The 24,826-nt window shown below is 66.6% G+C and carries 28 protein-coding genes; 9 read left to right on the top strand and 19 right to left on the bottom strand.

Annotated features, from left to right (window positions below; translation table 11 throughout):
• Positions 1–15: 15 nt before the first annotated feature.
• Both AWY79_RS06685 and proB read right to left on the bottom strand, forming a co-directional pair.
• On the bottom strand, positions 16–1,179 hold the full coding sequence (locus tag AWY79_RS06685) for an MFS transporter (protein WP_066801840.1): 1,164 nt from the start codon (positions 1,177–1,179) through the stop codon (positions 16–18).
• Complete coding sequence (gene proB / locus AWY79_RS06690; protein WP_066801843.1) at positions 1,179–2,339, bottom strand: glutamate 5-kinase; 1,161 nt, start codon at positions 2,337–2,339, stop codon at positions 1,179–1,181. Before proB ends, AWY79_RS06685 begins: the two co-directional genes overlap by 1 nt.
• A 197-nt stretch (positions 2,340–2,536) precedes the next feature.
• On the opposite strand from proB, the gene AWY79_RS06695 reads away from it, so the two are divergent.
• A complete protein-coding gene (locus tag AWY79_RS06695) occupies positions 2,537–4,282 on the top strand; it encodes a hypothetical protein (protein WP_066801844.1) in 1,746 nt (581 codons plus the stop codon).
• Here the strand turns inward: AWY79_RS06695 and AWY79_RS06700 are convergent.
• Positions 4,261–5,190, bottom strand: a complete 930-nt coding sequence (locus AWY79_RS06700; RefSeq protein ID WP_233491023.1) for a LysR family transcriptional regulator — start codon at positions 5,188–5,190, stop codon at positions 4,261–4,263. The genes AWY79_RS06695 and AWY79_RS06700 overlap by 22 nt on opposite strands.
• A 90-nt stretch (positions 5,191–5,280) precedes the next feature.
• On the opposite strand from AWY79_RS06700, the gene AWY79_RS06705 reads away from it, so the two are divergent.
• The gene (locus AWY79_RS06705; RefSeq protein WP_066801850.1) at positions 5,281–5,658 is read left to right on the top strand and encodes a carboxymuconolactone decarboxylase family protein; all 378 of its coding nucleotides are present in this window, start codon (positions 5,281–5,283) and stop codon (positions 5,656–5,658) included.
• Positions 5,659–5,738: 80 nt separating this feature from the next.
• On the opposite strand, the gene obgE is transcribed toward AWY79_RS06705, so the two are convergent.
• The 8 genes from obgE to AWY79_RS06745 form a co-directional block, all read right to left on the bottom strand.
• Positions 5,739–6,770 carry a GTPase ObgE gene (gene obgE, locus AWY79_RS06710; RefSeq protein ID WP_066801852.1) on the bottom strand — a complete coding sequence of 344 codons (1,032 nt, stop codon included), beginning with the start codon at positions 6,768–6,770 and terminating at the stop codon, positions 5,739–5,741.
• A gap of 110 nt (positions 6,771–6,880) precedes the next feature.
• Positions 6,881–7,150 (bottom strand): 50S ribosomal protein L27, encoded by a 270-nt coding sequence (rpmA, locus tag AWY79_RS06715; protein WP_066801854.1) that lies wholly within the window; start codon positions 7,148–7,150, stop codon positions 6,881–6,883.
• 21 nt (positions 7,151–7,171) lie between these two features.
• On the bottom strand, positions 7,172–7,483 hold the full coding sequence (rplU, locus tag AWY79_RS06720; protein ID WP_066801856.1) for a 50S ribosomal protein L21: 312 nt from the start codon (positions 7,481–7,483) through the stop codon (positions 7,172–7,174).
• A gap of 142 nt (positions 7,484–7,625) precedes the next feature.
• Positions 7,626–8,357 (bottom strand): ComF family protein, encoded by a 732-nt coding sequence (locus tag AWY79_RS06725; protein ID WP_066801857.1) that lies wholly within the window; start codon positions 8,355–8,357, stop codon positions 7,626–7,628.
• 2 nt (positions 8,358–8,359) lie between these two features.
• Positions 8,360–8,962 carry a flavodoxin family protein gene (locus AWY79_RS06730; RefSeq protein WP_066801858.1) on the bottom strand — a complete coding sequence of 201 codons (603 nt, stop codon included), beginning with the start codon at positions 8,960–8,962 and terminating at the stop codon, positions 8,360–8,362.
• Complete coding sequence (locus tag AWY79_RS06735) at positions 8,959–9,159, bottom strand: hypothetical protein (protein WP_066801859.1); 201 nt, start codon at positions 9,157–9,159, stop codon at positions 8,959–8,961. The genes AWY79_RS06730 and AWY79_RS06735 overlap by 4 nt, the downstream gene beginning before the upstream one ends.
• A 45-nt stretch (positions 9,160–9,204) precedes the next feature.
• Positions 9,205–9,825, bottom strand: a complete 621-nt coding sequence (locus tag AWY79_RS06740) for an MBL fold metallo-hydrolase (protein ID WP_066801860.1) — start codon at positions 9,823–9,825, stop codon at positions 9,205–9,207.
• A complete protein-coding gene (locus AWY79_RS06745; RefSeq protein WP_066801862.1) occupies positions 9,825–10,346 on the bottom strand; it encodes a nitroreductase family protein in 522 nt (173 codons plus the stop codon). The genes AWY79_RS06740 and AWY79_RS06745 overlap by 1 nt, the downstream gene beginning before the upstream one ends.
• 141 nt (positions 10,347–10,487) lie before the next feature.
• Between AWY79_RS06745 and AWY79_RS06750 the strand changes: the two genes are divergently transcribed.
• From AWY79_RS06750 to AWY79_RS06775, 6 genes are all read left to right on the top strand, one after another.
• Positions 10,488–11,045, top strand: coding sequence for an RNA polymerase sigma factor (locus AWY79_RS06750; protein WP_066801864.1), 558 nt, complete (start codon positions 10,488–10,490; stop codon positions 11,043–11,045).
• Positions 11,038–11,610 (top strand): glycogen-binding domain-containing protein, encoded by a 573-nt coding sequence (locus AWY79_RS06755; protein ID WP_078063650.1) that lies wholly within the window; start codon positions 11,038–11,040, stop codon positions 11,608–11,610. Before AWY79_RS06750 ends, AWY79_RS06755 begins: the two co-directional genes overlap by 8 nt.
• Positions 11,594–12,364 carry a hypothetical protein gene (locus AWY79_RS06760; RefSeq protein WP_066801868.1) on the top strand — a complete coding sequence of 257 codons (771 nt, stop codon included), beginning with the start codon at positions 11,594–11,596 and terminating at the stop codon, positions 12,362–12,364. The genes AWY79_RS06755 and AWY79_RS06760 overlap by 17 nt, the downstream gene beginning before the upstream one ends.
• A 110-nt stretch (positions 12,365–12,474) precedes the next feature.
• Complete coding sequence (locus AWY79_RS06765) at positions 12,475–13,413, top strand: tetratricopeptide repeat protein (protein WP_166671371.1); 939 nt, start codon at positions 12,475–12,477, stop codon at positions 13,411–13,413.
• A 19-nt stretch (positions 13,414–13,432) separates the two neighbouring features.
• Positions 13,433–14,323, top strand: a complete 891-nt coding sequence (locus tag AWY79_RS18990; protein ID WP_158509864.1) for a helix-turn-helix domain-containing protein — start codon at positions 13,433–13,435, stop codon at positions 14,321–14,323.
• A gap of 154 nt (positions 14,324–14,477) precedes the next feature.
• Entirely contained in the window at positions 14,478–15,473 is a 996-nt protein-coding gene (locus AWY79_RS06775) for an HD-GYP domain-containing protein (RefSeq protein ID WP_066801872.1), read from the top strand.
• Here the strand turns inward: AWY79_RS06775 and AWY79_RS06780 are convergent.
• The 5 genes from AWY79_RS06780 to AWY79_RS06800 all read right to left on the bottom strand — a co-directional run bounded on the left by AWY79_RS06780 (position 15,463) and on the right by AWY79_RS06800 (position 19,810).
• Positions 15,463–15,894: a GNAT family N-acetyltransferase gene (locus AWY79_RS06780; protein ID WP_066807075.1), complete on the bottom strand. Its 432-nt coding sequence runs from the start codon at positions 15,892–15,894 to the stop codon at positions 15,463–15,465. The genes AWY79_RS06775 and AWY79_RS06780 overlap by 11 nt on opposite strands.
• Positions 15,891–16,652, bottom strand: a complete 762-nt coding sequence (locus AWY79_RS06785) for an acyl-[acyl-carrier-protein] thioesterase (RefSeq protein WP_066801873.1) — start codon at positions 16,650–16,652, stop codon at positions 15,891–15,893. Before AWY79_RS06785 ends, AWY79_RS06780 begins: the two co-directional genes overlap by 4 nt.
• 53 nt (positions 16,653–16,705) lie before the next feature.
• Positions 16,706–17,398 (bottom strand): substrate-binding periplasmic protein, encoded by a 693-nt coding sequence (locus AWY79_RS06790; protein ID WP_066801875.1) that lies wholly within the window; start codon positions 17,396–17,398, stop codon positions 16,706–16,708.
• Positions 17,399–17,470: 72 nt separating this feature from the next.
• The gene (locus AWY79_RS06795) at positions 17,471–18,064 is read right to left on the bottom strand and encodes a MarC family protein (protein WP_066801877.1); all 594 of its coding nucleotides are present in this window, start codon (positions 18,062–18,064) and stop codon (positions 17,471–17,473) included.
• 132 nt (positions 18,065–18,196) lie between these two features.
• Positions 18,197–19,810 carry a DNA repair protein RecN gene (locus AWY79_RS06800; RefSeq protein ID WP_066801879.1) on the bottom strand — a complete coding sequence of 538 codons (1,614 nt, stop codon included), beginning with the start codon at positions 19,808–19,810 and terminating at the stop codon, positions 18,197–18,199.
• A 290-nt stretch (positions 19,811–20,100) separates the two neighbouring features.
• Between AWY79_RS06800 and AWY79_RS06805 the strand changes: the two genes are divergently transcribed.
• Entirely contained in the window at positions 20,101–22,401 is a 2,301-nt protein-coding gene (locus tag AWY79_RS06805; RefSeq protein WP_066801881.1) for an ATP-binding protein, read from the top strand.
• On the opposite strand, the gene AWY79_RS06810 is transcribed toward AWY79_RS06805, so the two are convergent.
• Genes AWY79_RS06810 through AWY79_RS06820 form a run of 3 tightly spaced genes read right to left on the bottom strand, consistent with a single transcriptional unit; the run spans position 22,398 to position 24,705 of the window.
• Entirely contained in the window at positions 22,398–22,871 is a 474-nt protein-coding gene (locus tag AWY79_RS06810) for a GNAT family N-acetyltransferase (RefSeq protein WP_066801882.1), read from the bottom strand. The genes AWY79_RS06805 and AWY79_RS06810 overlap by 4 nt on opposite strands.
• A complete protein-coding gene (locus tag AWY79_RS06815; RefSeq protein WP_066801883.1) occupies positions 22,868–23,710 on the bottom strand; it encodes an ABC transporter permease in 843 nt (280 codons plus the stop codon). Before AWY79_RS06815 ends, AWY79_RS06810 begins: the two co-directional genes overlap by 4 nt.
• Positions 23,707–24,705: an ABC transporter permease gene (locus AWY79_RS06820; RefSeq protein ID WP_066801884.1), complete on the bottom strand. Its 999-nt coding sequence runs from the start codon at positions 24,703–24,705 to the stop codon at positions 23,707–23,709. Before AWY79_RS06820 ends, AWY79_RS06815 begins: the two co-directional genes overlap by 4 nt.
• Positions 24,706–24,826 lie beyond the last annotated feature (121 nt).

Genomic DNA, 24,826 nt, shown 5'->3' on the forward strand with positions numbered 1-24,826 from the left:
GTCTGGGACCAGCCGCTATTCCGCGTTGGAGATGAAGAACAGGGCCAGGAAAAAGATCGTCCCGGCGGCGACCAGCCCGCCCAGGTAGACCGCTTCCATGCCCGCCAGGGCGTAGAGGCCGCCCATGAGCATGGGGGCCACGGTCTGGGCCAGGCGCAGGAGCAGCCCGTTGGCGGCCATGAACGCGCCGCGTTGCTCCATGGGCGCGATGGTGGTCAACATGGTCATGATGGTCGGGATGTTCAGCCCCTGGGCCACGCCGAAGCAGATGACGCCCGGGACGGTCAGCCACAGGGTGGACGCGTGGGGGATGAGCAGCATGGCCAGCGCGTAGAACACGGCCGCGGTGCTGAGCAGGCTGCGCTGCCCGAACCGCCGGGTCAGGTGGCCGAGCTGGAACGAGGCCACGCCGGTGAAGCCCGAGGCCACCAGGAAGACCATGCCGATGGTCGCGGGCGAGGCCGCGAACCGGTGGTTGAGCAGGACGGGCAGGTAGGTCACCACCGGCCCGTACAGGATGACGAAGGTCAACAGGGTGGTGGCGAACAGGCTGAGCGCCTGGCGGGTCGCCATGAGCGCCAGGGCGTCGCGGAAATAGTCCTTCAGGCTGCCGGATTTCTTGGGTTCCGGGGTGTCCATGCAGCACAGGATGGCCAGCCCCAGGGGGACGGCCAGCAGGGGCAGCAGGAACGGGTAGTTCCAGCCGAGCAGGGCCAGGAACCCGCCCAGGGCGGGGTATCCGGCGGTCCCCATGGCCAGGACGCTGGCGTTGTAGCCCATGGCTTGGCCGCGTTCCGGCCCGGAGTAGAGGTCGCCGATCATGGTCGAGTAGAGCACGCCCAGCGGGGCCGCGCCCATGCCCTGGAGAAAGCGCAGGACCAGGAGCTGTTCCACGGTTCGGGCGAAGAAGCAGGCGAAGCCGAACCCGGCGAAGACGAACAGGGAGGGGACCAGGATGACCTTGCGCCCGGCGCGGTCGGCCAGGATGCCCACCACCGGAGAGAAGAGCACGCCCGGCAGGGTGAAGGCGGAGATGACAAGCCCGATCTGGACCGGGCCGAGGTCGAGCCCGCGCATGATGTCGGGCAGGGCCGGGATGATGGACGACACGCCCAGCACGGCCATGAGCGTGACCCCGAAGACGTATTGCAGGTCGCGGTCGAGATACAGCCTTCGCATCAGATGGCCGCGTCCAGGAGCATGTTGTCCCGGTGGACGGCCACATCGGACGGGGCGGGGCCCATGATGGCGGGCAGCTCGTCGGTCCGCTTGCCCTTGATGCGGCAGATCTCGTCCGCCGAATAGTTGGTCAGCCCCACGCCCAGTTCACTGCCGTCCGCGGTCTTGATGAAGACCAGCGCGCCCCGGTCGAAGCACCCCTCGACCCCGGTGATGCCGATGGGCAGCAGCGAGGTGCCCTTGGTCATCAGGGCGTTGGCCGCGCCGCCGTCCACCAGGATCGCCCCGGACGGGTTGTCGTGGTAGGCGAGCCAGAATTTCTTGCTGGAGACCACCCGGTCCTCGGGCAGGACCAGGGTGCCGCCCGCGCCGCCGGTCAGCACGTCGATGATGTCGAACTCCCCCTTGCCGGACACGATCAGGGTGGGCACGCCCAGCTGGGCCGCCCGCCGCGCCGCGCGCAGCTTGGAGTACATGCCGCCGGTGCCGACGCTGGTCTTGCCGTCGCACATGGCCTCCAGGTCCAGGGAGGCGATGTCCTCGATGACCGGGATGGGTTTGGCGTCCGGGTTGCCGTCCGGGTTCCTGTCGAACACGCCGTCGGCGGAGGTCAGGTTGACGAACAGGTCCGCGCCGACCAGGCCGAGGCACATGGCCCCCAGGGTGTCGTTGTCGCCGAACTCCAGCTCGCGGGTGGACACGGTGTCGTTCTCGTTGACGATGGGGATGACGCCCCATTCCAGCAGCCGCTCCATGGTGTTGCGGGCGTTCAGAAACCGCTCGCGCAGCTTCAGGCCGGACCGGGTCAGCAGGACCTGGGCCGTGACCTTGCCGTGGCGGGCGAAGGCCTCGTCGTAGTCGTGCATGAGGCGTCCCTGGCCCACGGCGGAGGCCGCCTGGCGGGATGCCATGTCCTTGCCGTTGTGCTGCTTGCGGCTGGTCCGCTCGAAGATGCGCTGGCGACCGGCGGCCACCGCGCCCGAGGAGACCAGGACCACGTCCAGCCCGCGCGAGGAGAGTTCGGCCAGCTGGTCGGCCAGCCGGTTGATCGCCTTGGGATTGAGGCCGTCGGCGGTGGTCAGGACGGCGGAACCGACCTTGATGACCACGCGCCGGACGTTTTCGAGCAGATTGCTCCTGGAAATGTCCGTTTTCGTCATGGGGCGCACGGTACTCCAACTGGTTGCGGCCTGCAAGGAGGTACTTGGCCGGAAAGGAGCGGCGCGACGGACCCGGACGGCGTGTCCGAAAAACTGTTTTTATGCCCGGATTGACATAAAGAAATATTAAGAAATGCCGAAATGAACTGGGAGACGGCCGGTCGGGCGGCCCGTCTGCAAAGCGCCAAGGAGTTTCCATGATCGATCCGGTATCCGCCTACTCGCCAGCTTCCTCCGTCGAGCCCCAGTTCAAGGCCGTTCCAAAGGCCGAACGGCTCCCGTCTTCTTCCGGCCCCGCCGTGGTGGTCGGCATCAGTGAGGAGACCATGACGCGCTTCAAGGCCGACATGGCGGTCGGGGAAATGGTCCGCCAGGCCGAGCGGGACAAGGCGGATTCCGCAGCCCCCTCACCCTGGAAACTCCCTTCGGGCCTGACCCACGCAGAGCGCACCCTCAAGAACGGCCATACCGAGATCATCGACATCGACGGCGGGACCCTGACCGTGCGCGAGTACGACGGCGACCGGCTGGTCAAGTCCGTGGACGGGACCATGGCCGACGGCCGGGCCGTGCTGGACACCACCTATTACGACGAGAGCGGCAAGGCTTCCCAGACCATCCACGCCGAGTTGGCCACCCTGGAGACCCGGAACGGCTGGTCCGGCGCGGTCATGACCCGTTCGGTGCAGTGGTTCGAGGACGGGCGCACCGTGCGCACCATGGGCGACGAGATGTACCTGCGGACCAGGAACGATGGGCCGGCCAGCGTGGCCGGCAACGAGTGGGGGCGCATGACCGGCGAGATGAAGAACGACTCCGACAGCCTGGTCCGGATGCTGACCAGCGAGGAACACAGCCTTGGTTACCACGCGGACATCCAGGAATATTACGACAACGGTCAACTCTCCCGGAGCATGATCATCGGCCAGACCGGGGAGTACGCCCAGGTCTCCAACCGCCATGGGTTCGAGGTGGAAGGCATGGGCGAGATGTCGACCAATGAGCTGTCCCACGACACCGGGCTGGAGGTCCGCATTTGGGAATACGACCGTGACGGCGAGATGATCCGCGAGGCCACGGTCATCGACAACCAGAAGGACGGGACGGGGAGCGAGGACGGCAAGCAGACGCAGACCGCGGACGTCAGCTGGTACAAGGACGGCGAGAAGGTCAAGCACGGGAAGGGCTCCTTAGTGCTGGAGGAGGTCGCGACCGCAGGGCTGATGAAGCGCCCCGGCATTCTGGACCTGCTCGGCCTCAAGCCCGACGAGTACCTCTCGCCCGAACCCCAGGAAGCCGATGAGCTCCTCGGCCGCAAGGCGCTGGACAGCTCGGCTCAGGCCGACTTCTTCCTGGAAGGGGCGGGCAGGGCGGCGGCCAAGGGTTGGTACGGATCGGCTGCGGACATGGGCGAGTACGGCCATCGGGGCCAACCCTTTGCCGTGGACTGGACCACCGAGCTGTACGAGGATGGCGAAGTGGTCATGCGTAAGCGGGACAGCCAGCGGGCCGTGAGCGCACCCTACCGGGGCGTGGACGAGCGCCTGCCGTTCCGCACCGTGGGCGGCCTGTCCGACGGCGACCGGCCCGTGGTCCTGGAGAGCGCCGAACACGAGACCACGCTCTTGGAGAACGGCAAGACCGTGGCCCGCGAGGCCATGTCCTCCAGGGAGATCATCCAGCCCAGCGAAGAAGGGCCGGACACCCTGATGACCCTGGCCCACTACGAGCGGCTGAACGACGACGGCAACGACGGGGTCAACGTGATCTTCAAGGGCGGACTGGAGCTGGCCGACCCGGACGCGCGGGCCGCCCTGCGCTCCATGGGCGACGAGGTGGACCTGACCATGACGGAGGTCCACCACATGTACCGCGACCTGCGCGGCGACACGGCCTCGGCGGGCCCGGACAGCATCCTGCGCTACGAGCCGCTGGACGGATAGTCCGGCGCGGCCGCGCCTTCGGGCGATCCCTTTCCCGTCATCAGTTCTTCGAGGAAGGCCGCAAGGGGCGGTCCGTGCGCTTCGTCGCGCGCCACGAGGTGAAATTCCAGCTCCGGCACCTCCCCGGCAAAGGGGATGAAGGCGAGGTCCCTGCGTCCGGTCCCGGCCGTGGACAGGGGCACCGGCGACACGCCCAGCCCGGCGGCGACCAGGGCCACGGTGGCGTGCTTGGTGAGCACCTCCTGAGCCACGTTGAGCCGCGCCCCGGCCCGGGAGAACAGCCCGGCCCACTGATCGAAGAGCGTGGGGTTGAGGGCGCGCGGGAGCATGATCATGGGCTCGTTGTCGAGCATCCCCGGGGTCACGGCGCGCTCCCCGGCCAGACGGTGGGCGGCGGGCACGGCCAGGACGTAGGTTTCCCGGTGATAGACGCGCCGGACCAGCCCGGCCGGGACCGCGCCCGACACCCGGACCACCGCCGCATCCAGCCCCCCTTCGCGGACCAGCGCGGTCAGCTCCGGGGTGGACTTTTCGGTCAGCTCCAGGACGATGCCCGGATGCCGCTCGGCAAACCGCTTGAGGTCGGGTCCCAGCGGCCCGTCGATGGCCGGTCCCATGAATCCCACCCGAAGTCTGCCCCGGCGCCCCAGCCCGGTGTCCACGGTCCTGCGCCGCGCCTGGTCGATGGCCGCCAGGATGGTGCGCACGTCCCGGAGCAGGGATTCTCCCGCCTCGGTCAGCTTCACGGACCGCCGGTCGCGTTCGAAGAGCGCCACGCCCAGCTCGGCCTCGAAGGCAGCGATCTGCTGGGACAGGGGCGGCTGGGTCATGTGCAGCCGCTCCGCCGCCTTGCGGAAGTGCAGGGTCTCGGCCACGGCCAGGAAATAGCGCAACTGTCGCGTCGTCATCCTTGATATGTAATACATATCACAGAGGCTGAAAAGCGGAATTGGACGAATCTGTGATCAGGGTTCAGGGTGGGGAAAAAGGAGGTTGTCATGGACAACGAACGGTTTGAACGCGGAATGGAGATGTTGCGGGAGGTGGACGGCCAGCTGGGCGACCGGGTGGTGGAGTCCCTGTCGGACGTGGCCCCGGATCTGGCCCGGCTGATGGTGGAGTTCGCCTTCGGCGACGTCTACGTCCGGCCCGCCCTGAACCTCAGGGATCGGGAGCTGGTGACCATCGCGGCCCTGGCCGCCAAGGGAGGGTGCGAGCCGCAGCTCAAGGTGCACGTGAACGGCGCGCTCAACGTGGGCCTGACCCGCGACGAGATCGTGGAAACCTTTCTCCAGATAGCGGTCTATGCCGGGTTCCCGGCGGCCCTGAACGCGGTCTTCGCGGCCAAGGCGGTGTTCGCGGAGCGCGACGGATAGGGCGCGGAAAACGCAACCCCCGCACGCGGTTCGGCGTGCGGGGGTTGCGTTCTTCGGCCTGGTGCCGCCGGTGGGGCGGGTTATTCGGCCTGGTTGAGCAGGTCGAGCCTGCGCCACATCTCGGCGATCAGCTCGTCCACGCCCTCGCCGGTCAGGGCGGAGATGAAGTAGACCTTTTCCCCCGTCGCCTCGACCTTGGCCTTCAGCTCGGCCAGCTCCTCTTCGCTCAGGGTGTCGATCTTGTTGATGACCTTGATCTGCGGCTTGAGGGCCATCTCCGGATTGTACTGCGCCAGCTCCTGGTTGAGCATCTCGTAGCCGTCGGTCGGGTCGTCGCGGTTGACGTCCTCGGCGGCCAGGATGTGGACCAGGAAGCGGGTGCGCTCCACGTGCTTGAGGAAGGTGATGCCCAGGCCGCGTCCCTCGCTGGCCCCTTCGATGAGGCCGGGAATGTCGGCGATGACCATGCGGTCGAACTCGTCGTTCTCGATGACGCCGAGGTTGGGCACCAGGGTGGTGAACGGGTAGGCCGCGATCTTGGGCCGGGCTGCGGAGACCTGGGCGATGAAGGTGGACTTGCCCGCCGACGGCAGGCCGAGAAGCCCCACGTCCGCCAAAATCTTGAGCTCCAGCCGGAGCTGCTTTTCCTCGCCGGGGAAGCCGGGCTCGGCGTAGCGGGGGGTGCGGTTGATGGAGGACTTGAAGTGCAGGTTGCCCCGTCCGCCGCGACCGCCCTCGCAGATGGTCACTTCCATGCCGTCCTCCACCAGGTCGGCGATCAGCCGCTCGCTGGCGTTGCCGTCCTCGTCCTCCGTGACCTCGAAGATCAGGGTGCCCACGGGCAGCTCGACCACGAGGTCTTCGGCGGCCTTGCCGTACTTGTCGCGGCCCATGCCGGGCTGGCCGTTCCTGGCGATGTAGTTGCGCTTCAGCCGGAAGTCGTAGAGCGTGACAAGGCGTTCGGAGGCGCGAAAGATCACGTCGCCGCCCTTGCCGCCGTCGCCGCCGTCCGGGCCGCCCTTGGGCAGGTTGGCCTCGCGCCGCAGGCTCGCGCAGCCGCTGCCGCCCTTGCCCGAGGTCACCTTGATGGTAGCTTCATCCACGAATTTCATGCTGTTACCTCACTGCCGGGAACCGGGTCCCGGCGGTTTCGCGCCGAACGCAAAAAACGGGCAGGGAGCATGAAGGCTCCCTGCCCGGCAAATGCGCGGATCGTCGAGTACTAGGCCTCGGCGGGCGTCACACTCACGCGGGTCTTGACGACCTTCTTGCGGGTGAACTTCTCGAACTTGACGGTGCCGTCGATCAGGGCGAACAGGGTGTAGTCCCTGCCCACGCCGACGTTCTCGCCGGGGTGAAATTTGGTGCCGAGCTGACGAACGAGAATGTTCCCGGCCAGAACTTCCTGACCGCCGAAGCGTTTCACGCCACGTCTTTGTCCGGCGCTGTCGCGACCGTTTCTGGAGCTACCACCAGCTTTCTTATGAGCCATGTTATCCTCCCTTCCAGGCCGCTAGGCCGTGATGGACTTGACTTTGATCTTGGTGTAATCCTGGCGGTGACCCTGGGTCTTCCGGGCGTCCTTCTTGGACAGCTTGTGGAAGACCACGATCTTCTCGCCGCGGAGATGACCGAGCACTTCGCACTCGACCTTCGCACCCTCGACGTAAGGGGCGCCGATCTTGGTGTCGCCGTCTTTGTCGACCAGGAGAACGGAATCGATGCTCAGCGCATTGCCGGCATCAGCCTTCAGCAAATCTACATTGAGTTCAAGACCTTCTTCAACGCGGTACTGTTTTCCGCCGGTCTCGATAATTGCGAACATATTGAAAACCTCCAATTCGTAAGAGGAGGCAACCTAGCCGCAACCCCCGGTGAAAGTCAAGTCCCAGTTTCGTTTTTTTCGTAAATTTTCCCCTTTTCCGCAACGCGGGCCGCAGGACGCGGTTCGCCCGCCCGATCCGGGGTCAGTCCGGCTCCCGCTGGGTGCGCGCCAGGACCAGCACCTCCACCCCCTCGCAACCCGCGCGGCGCAAGGTTCGGGCGCATTCCCGCAGGGTCGAGCCGGTGGTGTAGACGTCGTCCACCAGGAGCACGCGCCTGCCGCGCACCAGGTCCGGCCTTGCCGCGATGGCCCCCTTGATGTTTGCCTGCCGTTCCTTCACCCCCAGCCGGGTCTGGGGCGGGGTGTTGCGGGTCCGGGTCAGGGCCTCGGTCGACAGGGGGACGGACAGCCTTCCGGCCACCCCGCGCGCGATCTCCAGGCTCTGGTTGAATCCGCGCCACAGCAGCCGCCGGGTGTGGAGCGGCACCGGGACCACCAGGTCCGGGGGCAGTCCCCGCCCGCTTCCGTAGGCCAGCGCGCCCAGGTCGGCCAGCAGCCGCGCCCGGCCGTAGGAGTTCCCGAACTTGAAGCCCAGGATCAGGTCGCGCAGCAGCCCCGCGTATCGCCCGTGGAGATACAGCCCGTCCCAGGGCGGCGGCGTGAGGCGGCACTCGGCGCAGCGGGTGGGCGGGTCCGCCTCGCGGCCGTACATCTCGCCGCAGGAAGGGCAGTATCCCCCGGTGCGCAGGGGCAGCTCCACGGCGCACCGGGCGCACAGGGGACGGGTGCGGTCCGCCATGACCGTTCCGCAGACGGGACAGCGCGCGGCGGTCAGGCCGAGCCTGCGGGCCAGGGGCGCGAACCGGCGGAGCACGGCTAGCCCGCCGAGTTCCAGGCGGTCTCGCCCAGTTCGATGACGGACGCCTCCAGGTCGGCCCGGCCGTCCAGGTCGGTCCGCTGGTCCACGCCCCTGATGGTCAGCGGCTCGGCGAGTTCCATATTGAAATTCCGGACAAAGTATTTGAGCGTCAGCCGCGCGCCCTCGAAGAGCTTCTCCCCGGAGGGCTGGCCCGCCACGAGCACTGCCCTGGCCGTGCGCGCGGGCAGGTCCGCCACCCACGGCTCGTTGTCGCGGCGGGCGGTCCAGAACTGCTGGCCCCGGTCGATCCAGGTCTTGAGCCGGGAGGGGAGGTGGTAGAAGTAGATGGGTGAGGCGAAGAGCACGGTCCGGGCCTCGAAGCAGCGGGCGAAGAGGTCGAAGGCCTGGTCCTGGCGGCCCAGCACGCAGCGGTCCACCCCCTGGCGCACGTCGGCGTCGCAATAGCCGCAGGCCAGGCAGGGCATGACCTGGAAGTTGCGCAGGTGGACGACCTCGGCCTCGCCCCCGGCCCGGCGGACGCCCTGGGCCAGGAGTTCGGCGGCCAGGTCCGAGTTTCCGCCCCGGCGGTGGCTGCATGCGAAGACGACGGCTTGGCTCACGGCTGCTCCTTGTTCCAAAGGGGTTCGCGGCGGGTCATGACGGCCCGCGCGTGGTCCTCGAACTCCGTTATCTCGAAGTCCCAGTCCGGGAAGATGTGGGCCTCATGCCGCACCTGGGGGGCTCCCTTGAGGGAGACCAGGGCCTCGATGCGGTCGGCCTTGGCGAAACGGAGGTACCAACCTACCTCCAGTCCCACGCCTCAACACTTGTCGCGGATGTCGATCCTGACCGGCTCGCTCATCTAGAACCCCCCGAAGAACGGGTTGTGGTTGCGTTCGTCGCCCACCGTGGTCTCCGGGCCGTGCCCGGAAAGGAGCCGGGTCTCGGGCGGCATAGTGAAGATGTGCTCCTCCACCGACCGCTTGAGGGTGGGCAGGTCCCCGCCGGGGAAGTCGGTACGGCCTATGGAACGGTAGAATATGAGATCGCCCACGAAGGCCGCCCCGGCGTCCGGGAAGTGGAAGGTCAGGCTGCCCGTGGAGTGGCCCGGGGTGTGCAGGATGCGGCAGGCGGCCCCGGCAAAGACCCCTTCGCCCGGTTCGAGCGGCGTCCAATCGTAGACGTCGATGAGGGGCAGTCCCATGTCGCCGCCCCGGCCCAGCCAGGTTTCCAGCAGGGAGGCGTCCGCCTGGTGCGCCAGGACCGGCGCGCCCGTGGCTTCGCTCAGCGCCTTGTTGCCCGCGGTGTGGTCGAAGTGCAGGTGGGTGTTCAGGATGTGGGTCAGGGTCAGCCCCTGTTCCTTCAGGTGGTCCAGCACCGGGGCGGGGTCGCCGCCAGGGTCCACGACCACGGCCTGGTCGCCGTTGGCCAGGACAAAGCAGTTGGTCTGCAGGGGGCCGAGGGGAAAGGTCGCTATATCCATCAAAAGTCCTCCAACAGGAGCTCGGAAAGCGGTTTGCGTTTGGAATCGCCCTTCTGGTCCGGGTGGCCCAGGGCGAGGACGGCCTCGATCTCGTACTCGGCGTCGGACAGGCCGAGCGCGCCGAGGGTGGCCGGTTGGTCGTTGACGATCTGGCCCAGCCAGACCGCGCCCAGGCCGAGGGCGTGGACGGCCAGGAGCATGTTCTGGATGCATGCCCCGGCTCCCTGGTGGTCCTTCATCTCGCTGTACATGGCGTCCTTTTGCAGCAGCACGCAGATGCAGGCCGCCGAGTCCCGGACGATCTGGGCGTACTTGGTGCACTCCGCCAGGAGGGTGTGGCGGGGATCGTCGCGGGTGACGACCAGGAAGCGCCAGGGCTGGTTGTTCAGCCCGCTGGGCGCCCATTGGCCCGCCTCCAGGATGGTCAGGAGGGCGGCCCGTTCAACCGGCTCCGAAGTGAACCTGCGGATGGAGCGGCGCTCGCGGATGGCTCGGAGCACGGGGTTGTCTTTGCTGTCCATGGTTGTCTTCTCCTTTCGTATGCGTGTATGTTTCTAGCTCAGGACAAAAGTCCGGGCAAGGGGTGTGACCCGTTCCGGGATTGGGACGTATATCAAGGTGCAGATGAGTTGCGATTCCGATTCGGGATCGCCGGAAACGAAATGAAAGAGAAGCGCAAAGCGGAAATTGTACGCGACATACTGCTGGGCGACGTCCAGTCGTTCGGCATTCTGGTGCGCGAGTACCAGAGGCCCGTGTTCAATCTCATGCTGCGCATGACCGGCGACGCGGAAACGGCAGCGGACCTATCCCAGGAAGCGTTCGCCCGGGCATACGAGAAGCTCGAAACGTTCAACCAGCGCAGGCGGTTTTTCCCATGGCTGTATACGCTGGCCCTGAACGTGGCCCGGGACTGGTTCCGGAAGGAAGGGCGCGACAGACACATCTTCGTCGAGGACGCAACGGAAATGATCCGCGACGAGGACGTGCCGGACGAACCGAAGTCGATCAACGCGCGCATAGACGGCGCCAAGGCGTTCGATGCGGTGATGGAACTTGATCCCAAGTACCGCGAAGCGCTCATCCTCAGGTATCGGCACGATTTCACCATGCAGGAGATCGCGAACACCCTGGGGATCAGCGTCAGTGCGGCGAAGATGCGCCTGAGCAGGGGGCTGGACATGGTCCGGCACCGATTTACGGGGGGAACCCATGACTGAAGAAAAAAAGAAAATGCGGATGGAAGACATCATCATCCAATCCATACAGAGCGCGCCCGAGGTGGACCCGCCCGCGGATCTCTACCGGCGCGTCATGGACGGGCTTGAGCCCAAGCGGCCGTCCCTGTGGACGCGGGTCCGGCTGTGGCTGATCCGGCCGCAGGTTCTGGCCGTGCGCCCGCTCACGGCCATTCCGGCCCTGACCCTGGCCGTGGCCCTGATCGCCCTGGCCGTGGTCAAGAACCAGCCCGTGGTGGAAGATCCCGCCATGCGGCTTGCCACGGTTCGTTTCATATTGCACGATACGGACATGCACGCCCGGAACGTGTCCGTCATCGGGTCGTTCAACAATTGGCGGGCGGACCGTTCGGTCATGTGGTACAGTTCAGAGGCGAAAGCGTGGATACTCGAAGCGCAGCTGCCCACGGGCGACCATGAATACCTGTTCCTGGTCAACGGGGAACAGCTCGTGCCCGACCCCAACGCGCCCATGACCAGCGACGACGGGTTCGGAAACCGGAATTCGATCGTGTTTGTGAACGGAGAACATGAGCAAGCATTGTAGCCTCCATACCCTGGCCTTCCTGCTGGCAGTCTGCCTTTCCTTCCAGGCGCTGCCGGCAGGGGCCCAGGATGAAAGCCTTTCCTCTCTGGCCGCCCGCGCCCGCGAATGCGGCGTCTGCTCCGAAACCCTGGACCGTGTCCTTGATTCGGCCGGGGAATCCCAAGTCACCGAGCCCGAAGGGGCGTCCCTGATTCGGCCGCTCATCGAGGCCTGCGATCTCAGGCTGCCCCTGAACCCGTTCTGCGAAAAGCTGGAGGAGGGGCTGTCCAAGCACGTCCGGCCCCCGCTCATCGTCCGCGCCCTGCAGCTCAAGATCGAGGACTACGTCTTCGCCCGCTCCCTGCTGCCCGGCCCGCAGGAGGAGATCAACCCGCGCCTGCTGACCATTTTGGGCGAGGGCTTGTCCAAGGGTACCCCGCGCGCCGACGTCGAGGCCTATGTGGGCGAGTTCTCCTCGCAGCCGCCCGAGCCGTTTCTGGCCGGGGCCGAGATGGTCTGCCTGCTGGGCCAGGTCCGGTTCGACTACGGGCTGACCAGGACCATGCTCGAGGCCGGGTTCAAGTCCGGCGGCCTGGACGGCGAATGGCGGTTCTTCATCTGGACCGTCCTGGTGGCCCGCCAGCGCGGCATCACCGACCCGCAGATCGCGCACGAGGCCGTGCTGGTGCTGGCCGACAAGGGCGCGCCGTCCGACGTCTCCTCCCGCCTCGGCTTCTCCAGCCGCAATCTGAGCGGGCGTTCCTCCGTCAAGTAACTATCATTGATTTCCGTGTGACCCTGAGCGACTGTACGGGGTATATTCTTAATGAGAGGTCGAGAGACCCGGAAACCCATGGGAGCCTCCGAGTGAGAAATATCGTTGCGATGTTGCTGGTCGCATTGACACTGACTTTGGCCGGTTGCGCCACGGTCATGGGGCCGTACTACCTGGAACAGGAACAGTACGAGGAAGGCATTTCAGTCCTGGGCGAGAGGCTGAAGGAGAACCCGGACGACGCGTCGTCGTCCTACTATGTGGGCCGGTATCACCTGGCCCTGAACCAGCCCTCGGAAGCGCTGCCCTTCCTCGAGACGGCGGCCCGGCTGGAGCCGGACAACGCGGATTACGCGTTCTGGACCGGAGTGGCCTACTGGGCGCTCCTGGACTTCGACCGGGAACGGGCGGCCTACCTGAGGGCCGTGAGCCTCGACCCGAACCATATTTCGGCCCACCTCTACCTCGGCCATGGCTACATGGACCACGAGCAATGGGGCAAGGCCATCGAAGAGTACGACACGGTCCTGAAACTGGACAAGTACAACCCCGAGGCGCTGTACAACAGGGCGAGAGCCCTGGCCGCCCTCGGCAAGACAAAGGATGAGATAGCGGCCTGGAAAAAGTTCCTTGAGTTTTATCCCGACGGGAGCATGGCCATGACGGCCACGGAGCAACTCAATCTGCAAGGGGACTTCACCTACCGCAATCACATAATCGGGGGACGAAACGTCACGCTGCGAAGCGCGGCCTTCAAACCCGGGACCAGCGAACTGGAGAAGGACAGCAAGCCATCGTTGCAGGTCTTGACGGCAATGATGCAGGTCAACAAGAAGCTGCGGCTGCACATCGTCGCCTACGTCAAGGGCGACAAGTCCCTGGCCAGGGCCAGGGCCGAGGCGGTTCGCGAGACCATGCTGAACGGTGTCCGGGACGTTGATCCGCAAAGGCTGCCTCTGAGTTGGTTCGGAGATGCCGAGACGGTAAACGCAGGCGGGAAGCAGTTCCCCCTGGACGAATCGGTGACCTTCATAACCGACCTACGGTAATCAATTGGAGAGTAAGGATATGTTAGCCATATTTAGGAAATTGAGCGTTTGGGCCATCCTGGCCCTGCTGACCATGGCATTGGCCGCTCCCGCCGCCATGGCCCAGACCGAGGATCCCCCTGCGGACCCCGGCGTGACCGAAGAGGCCGCTCCGGCCGAAACCCCTGAAGACGAAGCCCCGGCTTTCGCCAATCCGACGCAGGCCGCCAAGGCCGCTGCATTGGCCGAGGCCGCCGCCGAGGCTGCCGCCGAAGCCAATGCCGAGGCTCTGGCCGAGGCCGAGCAGGCCGTGGCCGACGCCCAGACCGCCGTGGATACCGCCGCTGCGGCTCTGGCCGCCGCCCAGGAGGCCGAGGACGCCGAAGCCGAGGCCCAGGCCCAGGCCGACCTGGACGCCGCCATGTCCGACCTTGAGGCCGCCCAGGCGAGTGCCGACCAGGCCGTGTCGGACGCCGCTTCCATCTCGGTGGATGACATCGCCTCCATGCGCGCAGACGGCATGGGCTGGGGCGAGATCGCTCAGGAACTGGGCGTGCATCCGTCCACCGTGGGGCTCGGCCACCGCCACCAGAACCGGACCCGCGCCGAGGTCGCCAGCCGGGGCGTGGGCAAGGAGAAGGCCTCAGTGGCCGCCAAGGCGGGCAAGGCCACCAGCCGCAACACCAAGGCCGGCGTGTCCCGGACCCCCGGCGTGTCCGGCGGCAAGGGGTCCAAGTCCGTGGGTCTCTCCCGTGCCTCTGAAAAGGCCCAGACCGGGGCCAAGGGTTCCAAGTCCTCCAACGACAATTCCTCGTCCGGGCGCGGCAACGCCGGCAATTCCAATGCCGGAGGCAACGGCAAGAGCCAGGGCAAGGGCAAGGGCGGTTCCAATGCCGGAGGCAACGGCAAAGGGAACGGCAAGAGCAAGTGACTCTCCGCGCCAGCCACACTGTGCGTAAAAAGGGACCCGGCCGATCGGGTCCCTTTTTTTGCGCCCGGCACCGTATTAGGCCGGTCTCCGCCCTTCAAATGCGGGTTGAATCCGGCTATGCTCGGTTCATCCGCGAATCAACCAAGGCGATCCCATGGCGCAGACCCCCGACAACGCTTCCCTGAACGAGACCTACCTCCAGATCAGTCCGAACATCCTGGCCAGCTTTCCCAAGTTCCGCCCGCCCGTCGACCTGTACGTGTACGACCCGGCGCTGGGCCGGACCGGCTGCTTCCACAAGGCCGGGGAACGGCTGTCCACCGAGGGGCAGGCCGAGGTGGCCCGGTTCGCCGAGGGGGGGCTGCTCTTTCTGCTGCGCGACGACTACCGCATCTATGCCGAGCACCTGAGCAAGCGGCTCGGCCTGCTGCTGGTGGAGGAGGGGTTCACCCCCCAGGAGGTGGCGGAGATATTCTTCCTCGCCTTCCGCGACCGCATGGAGGATTTCCTGGCCCAGCCGCGCGAGGAGTCTTTCGAGGCCTTGCGAAAGGACGCCTCCGTCCTGGCCGAGTACCTGTGGATCGACCCCGCTCGGGTGGCCTTCCTGACCCACACCATGGACCGCGAGTACAGCCTCGCCGTACACTCGGTCAACACCATGCTGGTGGGGCTGGCTCTCTACCTGCGGCTGACCGGGGGCAAGGTCGAGAAGGACGTGCTGGTCAGCCTGATCCTGGGGCTTCTGCTCCACGACGTGGGCATGACCATGGTCCCGAAGTTCATCCGGGACAAGGAACAGTACCTGGTGCGCCGGGACCGGGAGTCCATCGAGCGGCACATCGAGGCCGGGCGGAACATGCTCCGGCGGCTCAAGGTCGCGGACCCGGTGATCTTGGAATGCATGGAGCAGCACCACGAACGGACGGACGGCTCCGGCTATCCGGACCGGCGGTTCGTGAAGGGGATTTCCGAGGCCGGGAAGATCTGCGCGGTGGCGGACTCGTTTTCGGCCATGATCGGCGACCGGCCGCATCGTTCGGCCCTGGACGCGGCGCGGGCCGCCGAAACCCTGGCCGGGGATTCCCGAAAGTACGACCCGAAGCTGACCGCGCTTCTGGCCGTGGTCATGCGCGAGTCCGCTACAGCCTGATGTACCCCTGGGACGCGGTTCGGGCCGGGTCTTCGACCAGGGCCATGGCCGTGAGCATGGGCCGGAACCCGAAGCGGGCGTAGAACCCCTCCTTGCCCGGCACGGCCCAGAGCACCACATTGGCGGTGTTCAGCCGTTCCATCATGCCCTGCATCATCCGGGTGCCGAGCCCCTTGCCCTGGTACTCCGGGAGCATGCACAGGTCGTAGATCACGGACTGCACCAGCCCGTCGCTCAGGGCGCGGGCGATGCCCACCAGCGCGTCCCCGTCCCAGGCGAAGCAGTTCAGGTCGCTGTTCTCGAAGGTCCGGCGCAATGTGTCCGGCTCGCGGGTGCCGAGCGGGGCCTTCTCGAAGATTTCCGCCGCCCTTGTCCAGTCCACGCCGTCGCGCTCGAAGCTGATGCTGATGTTGTCGCTCATGGCCGGGTCCACCAGGAGCGCATGCGCACCACTTCCTTGGAGTCCTGGTCACGGGTCAGCCCGTGGAGCAGGGTGTCCAGCCCGTTGTCCGGCTCGGCGGGCGCGCAGGCGGCGGTGAGCCGGTCCCCGGCAAAGGATTCGGTCCGGTACTGGATGTCCACGCCCACGCAGGAACGCCCGGCCATCCACTCCTCGGGCACTGCCTCGAGGCAGTAATCCAGATAGTTCACGTTGTTGACGTGGCCGTTGACGTCCGCGTCAGCCCGGCGGGCGACGATCCCGGCCCGGAACTCGCCTTCCTTGAGCCGGGTCACGGCCTTGGACGGGAAGACCAGGGCGCGGTCGCGCTCCGGGATGAACCGCTCGTTGAGCACTGTCTCGGGCGGGTCCGGGCGGTGGGTCTTGACGTTCATGGTCACCCAGGAGGTGGTGGCGCGCCCCATGACGCCGTCCCGGTCGCTGATCAGGAAGTCGCGCAGGGCCACCAGCCGCTCGTTGCCCGAGGGCCAGGTCACGATGGCGGTCCGCTCCCCGAAGCCGGGCAGCCGGTCGACCATGATGTGCAGCCGGGCGAGTATCCAGAAGTGGCCGGACTGCTCCAGGTCGTGAAAGCCGAACCCCAGGGCGTCGGCGTGGCGCGAGGCTATGTCCTGCAACTGGTTGCAGAGGGCGGAGATGGAAACCCGCCCGTCCAGGCGCGGTTCGTAGGAGCGGATGTCGTAGCCGTGTTCGAAGGTCAGATCGGATTTGGTTGTCATAGCAACCAATGTCTAGGGGAGATCGTTCCCGGTGTAAAGGGGGGAGTGCGCGTTCAGCGTATCCCCTGCTCCCTCTGGATGCGGTCGATCTCGCCGGAGTCCCGCATGGACCGGAGTTCCGCCGTGATGCCGGGGACCAGCCCCGCGTGGCGGGCGTGCAGGTAATGGTACAGGGGGATGACCGCCAGGGGCGACTCGTTGATGCGCAGGCGGTCGCCGTCCGGGGTGCGGACCTGGGTCAGGGCCCAGGGCCGGTCCACCAGCAGGGCGTCCAGCCGCCCGGCCAGGAGAAGCTGCATGAGCTTGTTCTCGTCGGGCATCCGGGTCAGCTCCGGGAATCCCTCGGTAAGCAATTCAGCGTATTTGTTGCCTATCTTTATCCCCACCCGCATGGTGCGCAGGGTCTCCAGGTTCGTGTTCTCCAGCGTCCGGCCATTGGTCACGACCACGCCCTCCACCGAGTTGATGGGCACGTCGACGCGGATCAGATCAGGGTAGTCGCGCTCGATGGCCGCGATGCGGTTGACCTCGCCGTCCAGCTCGCCCTTGTCGGCCAGGGCCAGGGAGCGGGCCGCGGGCAGCTTTTTCCCGGCAACCTCGATGCCCATCCGGCCGTAGGCCGCCTCCAGCACCTTGAGGGAGCCGAGGGACAGGGAGCTGCCGCCATAGCCGAAGACGAGCCGCTGCCCCGCCGAAGCCGGAAAGCAGAGCAACAGGGTCAGTATGCCGATCAGGAGAATGCGCATGGATGCACCACCATAGCCCCAAATCGGAGACGGGTCCATGGGGGTGAGGCGCGGTGTCCGGTCCCGGCCGGATCAGGCCAGGAAGTTGCGCACGCCGGAGAAGATGATCTGGGCGGCCATGGCCGACAGGACCAGACCGGTGATCTTGGTCAGCACGTTCAGCCCCATCTTGCCGATGACCCGCTTGAAGGTGGAGGCCGAGAACAGGATCAGCCCGACCGACAGGCAGGCGCAGACCAGGGCCGCCGCACCGGTCAGCTTGTCGGAGGTGGAGGACAGCTCCGCGCCGAGGATGAGCAGGGTGCCGATGGTGGCCGGGCCCACGGTGATGGGCATGGCCAGGGGCACCACGGCCACGTCCGAGTCGTCCTCGGGCTCGGGCCGCTGCTTTTTGCCGGACACGAGCGACACGGCGGACAGGAAGAGCAGCGCGCCCGCGCCCACCCGGAACCCGTCCAGGGTGATGCCCAGCGTGGAGAAGATCGGGTTGCCCGCGAAGTAGAGCACCAGGGCGATGATCAACACCGCCGAGATAGTCCGCACGGCCAGCTTGCGCTGCTCCCGCTTCTCCATGCCCTCGGTCAGGGACAGGAACACGGAGAGCACGAAAAACGGCGTGAGCAGGAAAAACAGCTTTATATAGAGCGAAATGAACAGGTTGGTCATGACCACCCCCGCGCGAAGCGCGCGCCAAAAAGTTTAGGAGGGAAGAGGGGATGGAGGTCCGGGGGAAGGGGAGAGGGGAAGCCCTTTACAAAGGGTTCCCCTCTCCCCTTCCCCCGGCCGCCGGAGGCTCCCCTACTTGCACAATTTCTCGGCCAGGGCCGCGCCCTGTTCGCCGCCTCCGGCCATGCGGGCCAGCTCGCATTTGATCTCGTCGCCTTCGAGCCGCTCGCAGCGGGTGTAGGTGACGTTGTCGATGACTTCCTTCTTGATCAGGAAGTGGCGGTCCGCCTTGCGCGCCAGCTGCGGCCAGTGGGTGATGAGCAGCATCTGCTGGCGGTCTGCCAGGGCGCGCAGCTTGGCGCCCACGGAGTTGAGCGTCAGCCCGCCGATGCCCGCGTCCACCTCGTCGAAGATGAGCGAGGGCAGGGCGTCCTTGTCCACCTCGCCGTTGCCGCGCATGGTCACCAGGGCGAGCAGGAAGCGCGAGAGCTCGCCGCCCGAGGCGATGCGGTCCAGGGGCTGGGCCGGCTGGCCGGGGTTCGGCACCCACATGAGCCGCCCGCGCATGTCCTCGCACCCGGGGTGGAGTTCGCGGGCGTCGAATTCGAAATGCACCTTCACGTGCTCGGAAAAGCCGAGGTCCGTGAGCTCGTCCACGATGCGGATGGCCAGCTCGCCGGCCGCCTTCTTGCGCGCCTTGTTGAGCTTGTCCAGGGTCTCCCGGAGGGCGGAGGCGGCGGCGTCCTCCTCGCGGTTCAGGACCTTCATGTCCAGGGCACAGGCGTCCAGGAAGGAGAGGCTTTCGTCTATCTCCCGCTTCATGTCAACGATTTCGTCCAGGCCGCGCCGAAGTTTCCGCTTGAGCTTGGCCAGTTCGTAGAGCCGGGCCTCGATGTCGTCCAGGGACATGGAATCCTCGTCATCGAAGTCGCCGGGGCCGCGCCGCAGCCGGGAGTCCATGTCGTGCAGCCGCATGCGCAGCTCCTCGATGGCCTCGCGGTCCTCGTCGAAGCCGGGAAAGAGCCGGGCGACGATCTCCATCTCGCGGTTGAGCAGGGTCATGGCGTCGAGCAGGCCGACCTCGCCGTGCAGGAGATTCAGGGCGTTCTGGAGGCATTCGCCCGCGCGTTCGCGGTCCTTGATGATCTTCTTGCGTTCCTCCAGCTCGTTTTCCTCGTCCGGCTGCGGGTCCACGGAGTCGATCTCCTTGCGCTGGTATTCCAGAAACTCCCGCTGCTTGTTGAGGTCGTCGAACTTCTCGGACAAGCGCTGCTTGCGCTCCAGCACGTCGTGCAGCACGGCCAGGCGGTCGTTGCGCTCGTCGAGCAGGGTCTGGTCCGGCAGGAAGGAGTCGAGGATCTCGGACTGGAAGGCCGGGGAGAGGAGCTTCTGCTGGCCGTGCTGGGAGGTGTGGATGATCAGCCGGGTTCCCATGTCGCGGATGGTCGGCTGGGAGGACAGGGCATCGTTGACGAACACCCGGCTGCGCCCGGTGTCGGCGGATAGCTCGCGGCGGATGACGGTCTCGCCCTCGGGCAGGACGAAGAGCGCCTCCACCGTGGCCTTTTCCGCGCCGGGCCGGACGAGCTTCTTGTCCATGCGCTCGCCCATGAGAAAGTCCACGGCGCGCATGATGAAGGACTTGCCCGCGCCGGTCTCGCCGGTCAGTGCGTTGAGGCCCGGAGAAAATTCCAGCTCCGCGTCCTCGATGAGAGCCAGGTTCCTGATGCGCAGCAGTTCGAGCATGTGGTGGCGCCTCCGGCCCCCTCGTCCCCTCTCCCGATTGTTCGTTTCCGTTTCGCGGAAAGGAGGGGACGGTCGTTCGTTACGGTATTCGGTGCGGGACAGGCCGGGAGCGAGGGGTTTCGCGTCCGGCGCGTCCGGATATTCAGATAACGATCGCCTTTATACACCAGAGCCGCGCGGCGGAAAAGGGGAACCTTCGAAGGGGAGGGGCTGGGGGCTCGATAATAATGTCCGGGTTCCCGGGCCGGGAGTAGACTTGCGGGGTGCGGGCCAAGCACGAGGAGTCGAGCATGCTCGAATTGCAACGCATACTGACGCGGCTGGGAATCGTCTCCAGGGTCATCTCCTGCGAGCTGGACAGGGTCAAGGACACCCTGCACTACCTCGCGTGCCACACCCTGGAGCTGTTCCAGATCACGCCGCGCGACCCTGCGGTCATCGACGCCTGGCTTGCGCGCGAGGGGTTCGCCGTGGGCGAGGACGGCTTCTTCCTGAGCCTGGACCGGCTGGAGGCCTTCCGCGCCGGGAAGCTGCCGGGCGGGATCATGAGCTACTCCTGGCCGCCGGACCGGGCGGACGACCCGGACGCCCGCTACCGCCTGTTCTGCCACCGCAACATGGGCGATCTGCTGCGGACCCTGCAGGAGCGGCTGCCCGGCACGGTCTGGGTCTACTACCAGGACGTCACCAATACCGCCCTGCAATATCCCTACATCGATCAGATCACGGCCATCACGCCTGATTTCCAGTGGTCGGAGTACCACACCTGGCAATCGGTCTGCCCGGAGAACAACCCGGAGCGGCTGGTGCGCTGGTCGCCGCCGCACATCGACTACGCGGGCCAGGGGCTGATCATCGCCGCCTCCATCCCGGTCTACGAGGACGACGCGTTCATCGGGCTGTGGTCCATCGATCTCAATGTGGACAGCCTGGTCCGCGCCTCGGTCCTGGCCCCGACGCGGCCGTCGCAGTTGACCTGCGTGGTGGGCGACGACGGCACGGTCATCGCCTCCAGCCGGGGCGTGATGGTGGACGATATGGGCAAGGGCGAGATGTCGGTCATTCCCTTCCGAAACATGCACCCGGCCTTCGCCGGGCTGGACCTTCGGGAGCTGCTGGAGCTGCGCCAGGGATGCCGTACCGTGCGGGCCAGGGACGACGATTTTCACGTCTGCTGGGTGGACCTGCACAGCATGGACTGGCTGTGCGTCAGCGTGCTGTGCCGCGACGACCTGCTGGACACGGCCAAGGAGCAGTTCCGCGAGGCGTTCAACAATCTCGGCCGGGGCCGCCCGGACTCCTGGGTGGGGGTCGAGGGGCTGCCGCCGGAGCTGCTGGACCTGGCCGAGGCGTACAACCGGATGGTCGAGAAGCTCAACCTGGCGCGCACGGACCTGTTGCGCCAGAAGACCGAGCTTTCCCGGCAAAAGGAGATGGCCGAGGCCGCCAGCGCCGCCAAGACGTTCTTCCTGGCCAACATGAGCCATGAGTTGCGCACGCCGCTGAACGGCATCGTGGGCATGCACCGGCTGCTGCAGGAGACCGACCTCTCCGCCGAACAGACGGAGTACGTGGACCTGGCGGTGCAGTCCGTGCGCCGCCTGACCGACCTGCTCGGCGACATTCTCGACCTGACGCGCATCGAGTCCGGCAAGCTGGTCCTGTACAGCCACCCGTTCAGCCTGCGCGAGACCCTGGGGTTCGTGCACCAGCTCTTCGCGTCCTCCTGCCAGGAGAAGGGGATCGCCTGCGAGGCGTACGTGGACCCGGCGGTGGAGGACAATCTGGTGGGCGACCCGGTGCGTTTCCAGCAGGTGGTCAACAACCTGGTTGGCAATGCGGTCAAGTTCACCGACGCCGGGACCGTGTCCGTGGGGGCCTATCCTCTGCCTTGCGGGGAGGCGGGCCGCTGCCGGGTGCTCTTCGCCGTGGACGACACGGGCGTCGGCATGGACGAGGCGGACATGGAGCGGCTGTTCGAGCCGTTCATCCAGGCGGACAGCAGCTACGGCAAGCCGTTCCAGGGCGCGGGCCTGGGGTTGTCCATCGTCCGCAGGCTGGTGGGGCTGATGGGCGGAGAGGTGGACGCGGCCAGCGTTCCGGGCCGGGGGACCTCCTTTCACTTTTGCCTGGAATTCGGGCTGTCGGACTACGCGGGCGCGGAGGTCGTGGAGACGGCCCCCGGCTGCCCAAGCAGGGAGCGCTGCGCCGTGCTGCTGGCCGAGGACGAGTCCGTCAACCGGGTGGCGATCACCAGCTACATGGAGAAGCTCGGCTTTGCCGCCGCGGGCGTGGCCAACGGGATCGAGGCCCTGCGCGCCCTGCGCGAGGGGGAGTACGGACTGGTGCTGATGGACATCCAGATGCCGTTCATGGACGGGGTCGAGGCCATGCGGGCCATCCGCATGGGCGAGGCCGGGGAGCGCAACCGGGATATCCCCATCGTGGCCCTGACCGCCTTTGCCATGGCCGGGGATCGGGAAAGCTTTCTTGAGGCCGGGGCCGACGAGTACCTGCCCAAGCCCGTGGACCTGGACCGGCTGGCCGAGGTCGTCAACCTGCTGCTGGCGGGAAAGGCGCGGCGCGGTTAGGGGCGGGCCAGATCCTTGCCCAGGCGGCAGGTCATCTCGCCCGCGAGATAGGTGGTGGAGTCGTAGGTCCGCTCCACGACGAATCCCCTGGCGCGGTAGAAGGCCAGGGCATTCACGTTCTTCTCGAAACAATCCAGGACAAGCCGTTCGTGTCCCGCCTTCGCGGCCAGCTCCTCGGCGTGCGCGAGCAGGGCGGTGCCCACCCCGCAGCCCATGAAGTCCGGGGCGGCCCAGAGGTGGTCCACGTAGTCGCCCTTCAGGAGCATGACCCCGGCGGGCGTGCCGTCCACTTCGGCAATGAGGAAATTCGGGCCGTTCTCGCGGGCCACGGTGCCGGGCCGGTCCAGGTCCAGGATGCGCTGGAACCGGTCGGCGGGCAGGAAATGGGCGTAGCTCGCCAGCATGGAGCGGCGGATGATGTCTTCGATGAGCGGTTCTTCTCCGTCCAGGGACGGGCGCAGGACGATCACTGTTTGAGCCTCGGGTCGAGCAGGTCGCGCAGGGATTCGCCGAGCAGGTTGTAGCCGAGCACGGTGATCAGGATGGCCAAGCCGGGGAACACGGACAGCCACCAGGCGATGCCGAGCACCTCCTTGCCCTCCATGAGAATGTTGCCCCAGGAGGCGTCGGGCGGCTGCACGCCCAGGCCGAGGAAGGAGAGGGAGGACTCGGTCAGGATGGCCCCGGCCACGCCGAGCGTGGCGGAGACGAGCACCGGCCCAAGGGCGTTGGGCATGATGTGGCGGAACAGGATGCGGCCCGGCCCGGCTCCGGCGGCGCGGGCGGCCAGGACGTAGTCCCGCTCGCGGATGGACAGGGTCTCGGCGCGCACCAGGCGGGCCACGCCCATCCAGCCGGTCAGGCCGATGACGATCATGATGTTGGTCAGGCTCGGCTCCAGGAAGGCGATGACCGCCAGGATCAGGAAGAAGGAAGGGAAGCAGAGCATGACGTCCACGCCGCGCATGATGATCTCGTCCACCAGCCTGCCGAAATAGCCGGAGATCAGTCCCAGGACCACGCCGATGGAGGTGGCGATGCCCACGGCCACGAACCCGACCCACAGGGAGACGCGCCCGCCGTACAGGATGCGCGAGAAGATGTCGCGGCCCAGCGCGTCCGTGCCCATGAGGTGTACGGGGCCGGGCGGCAGGAGCAGGGCGTCCACGTTGATCAGGTTGGGGTCGAAGGGCGCGATGAGCGGGGCGAACACGGCCCCGATGGACATGACGCCCACGATGAGCGCGCCGAGCACGAGCAGGGCGTGGCGTGCCCAGGGGGAAACCCGTTTCAGGGGGCGGCGCTTCATCGGCCCCTCCCCTGGCCCACCCGGATGCGCGGATCGGCCAGCCCGTAGCCCACGTCGGCCAGCAGGTTGCCCGCCAGCGTCAAGACCGCGCCGAGGACCAGGCTGCCCATGATCAGCGGATAGTCGCGGGCCATGACCGCCTGGTAGAAGAGCTGGCCCAGGCCGGGCAGGGCGAAGATGGATTCGATGATCACCGAGCCGCCGATGAGCGCCGGGACCGACAGGCCGAGGATGGTGATGACCGGCATGAGCGCGTTGCGGAGGGCATGCTTGAACAGCACCACCCGGCTGGACAGCCCCTTGGCGCGGGCGGTCATGATGTAGTCCTGGCGCAGGACCTCCAGCATGGAGGAGCGCATGAACCGGGACATGCCCGCCCAGGACCCGGAGGTGTAGATGAACACCGGCAGGATCAGGTGCTTGGTCACGTCCCACCACTGCTCGGGCGCGGACATGGAGTCGAACCCCATGGAGGTCAGGCCGGAGATGGGCAGGATGGGCCAGCTGATGCCCAGCCAGAGCATGAGCAGCAGGGCCAGCCAGAAGCCGGGCATGGCGAAGCCTATGAACACGACGACCGTGGAGATTTTGTCGAAGGCCCCGCCGCGCCACCAGGCCGCGGCCACGCCCACGGGCACGGCGATCAGCAGCGTCAGGATCAGGGAGGCCACGTTCATGCCGAAGGTCAGGGGCAGCCGCTCCTTGATCTTGTCCCACACGGGGCGGTGGTCGCCGGACATGGACTGGCCGAAGTCGAGGTGGACCAGCCGTTTCAGCCAGTTCCCGTACTGGACGTGCAGGGGCTGGTCGAGTCCGTAGAGCTGCTCCAGCTGCAGCCGCGCCTCCACCCCGGCCTCGGGGTTGAGGGTGGTCTGCAGGTCCGTGGGCGAGCCCGGGGCCAGATGGATGACCCAGAAGCTGATGACCGTGATTCCCAGAAACACCACGCCCACCCACAGGAGCTTGATCAAAATTTTCTTCAGAACCTGACCCATGGATTCTCCTAATGATTCCAACCGCCCTCATTTCTTACTGCAAGACCGCCCCCGAATCAATCAACAACACTCCCCCGCGATTTTCCGGTTGACAACCGTGCGCCCCTTGGCTAAACACACC

Origin of the sequence: Pseudodesulfovibrio indicus (genome assembly GCF_001563225.1) — a bacterium.
Lineage (GTDB): Bacteria > Desulfobacterota > Desulfovibrionia > Desulfovibrionales > Desulfovibrionaceae > Pseudodesulfovibrio > Pseudodesulfovibrio indicus.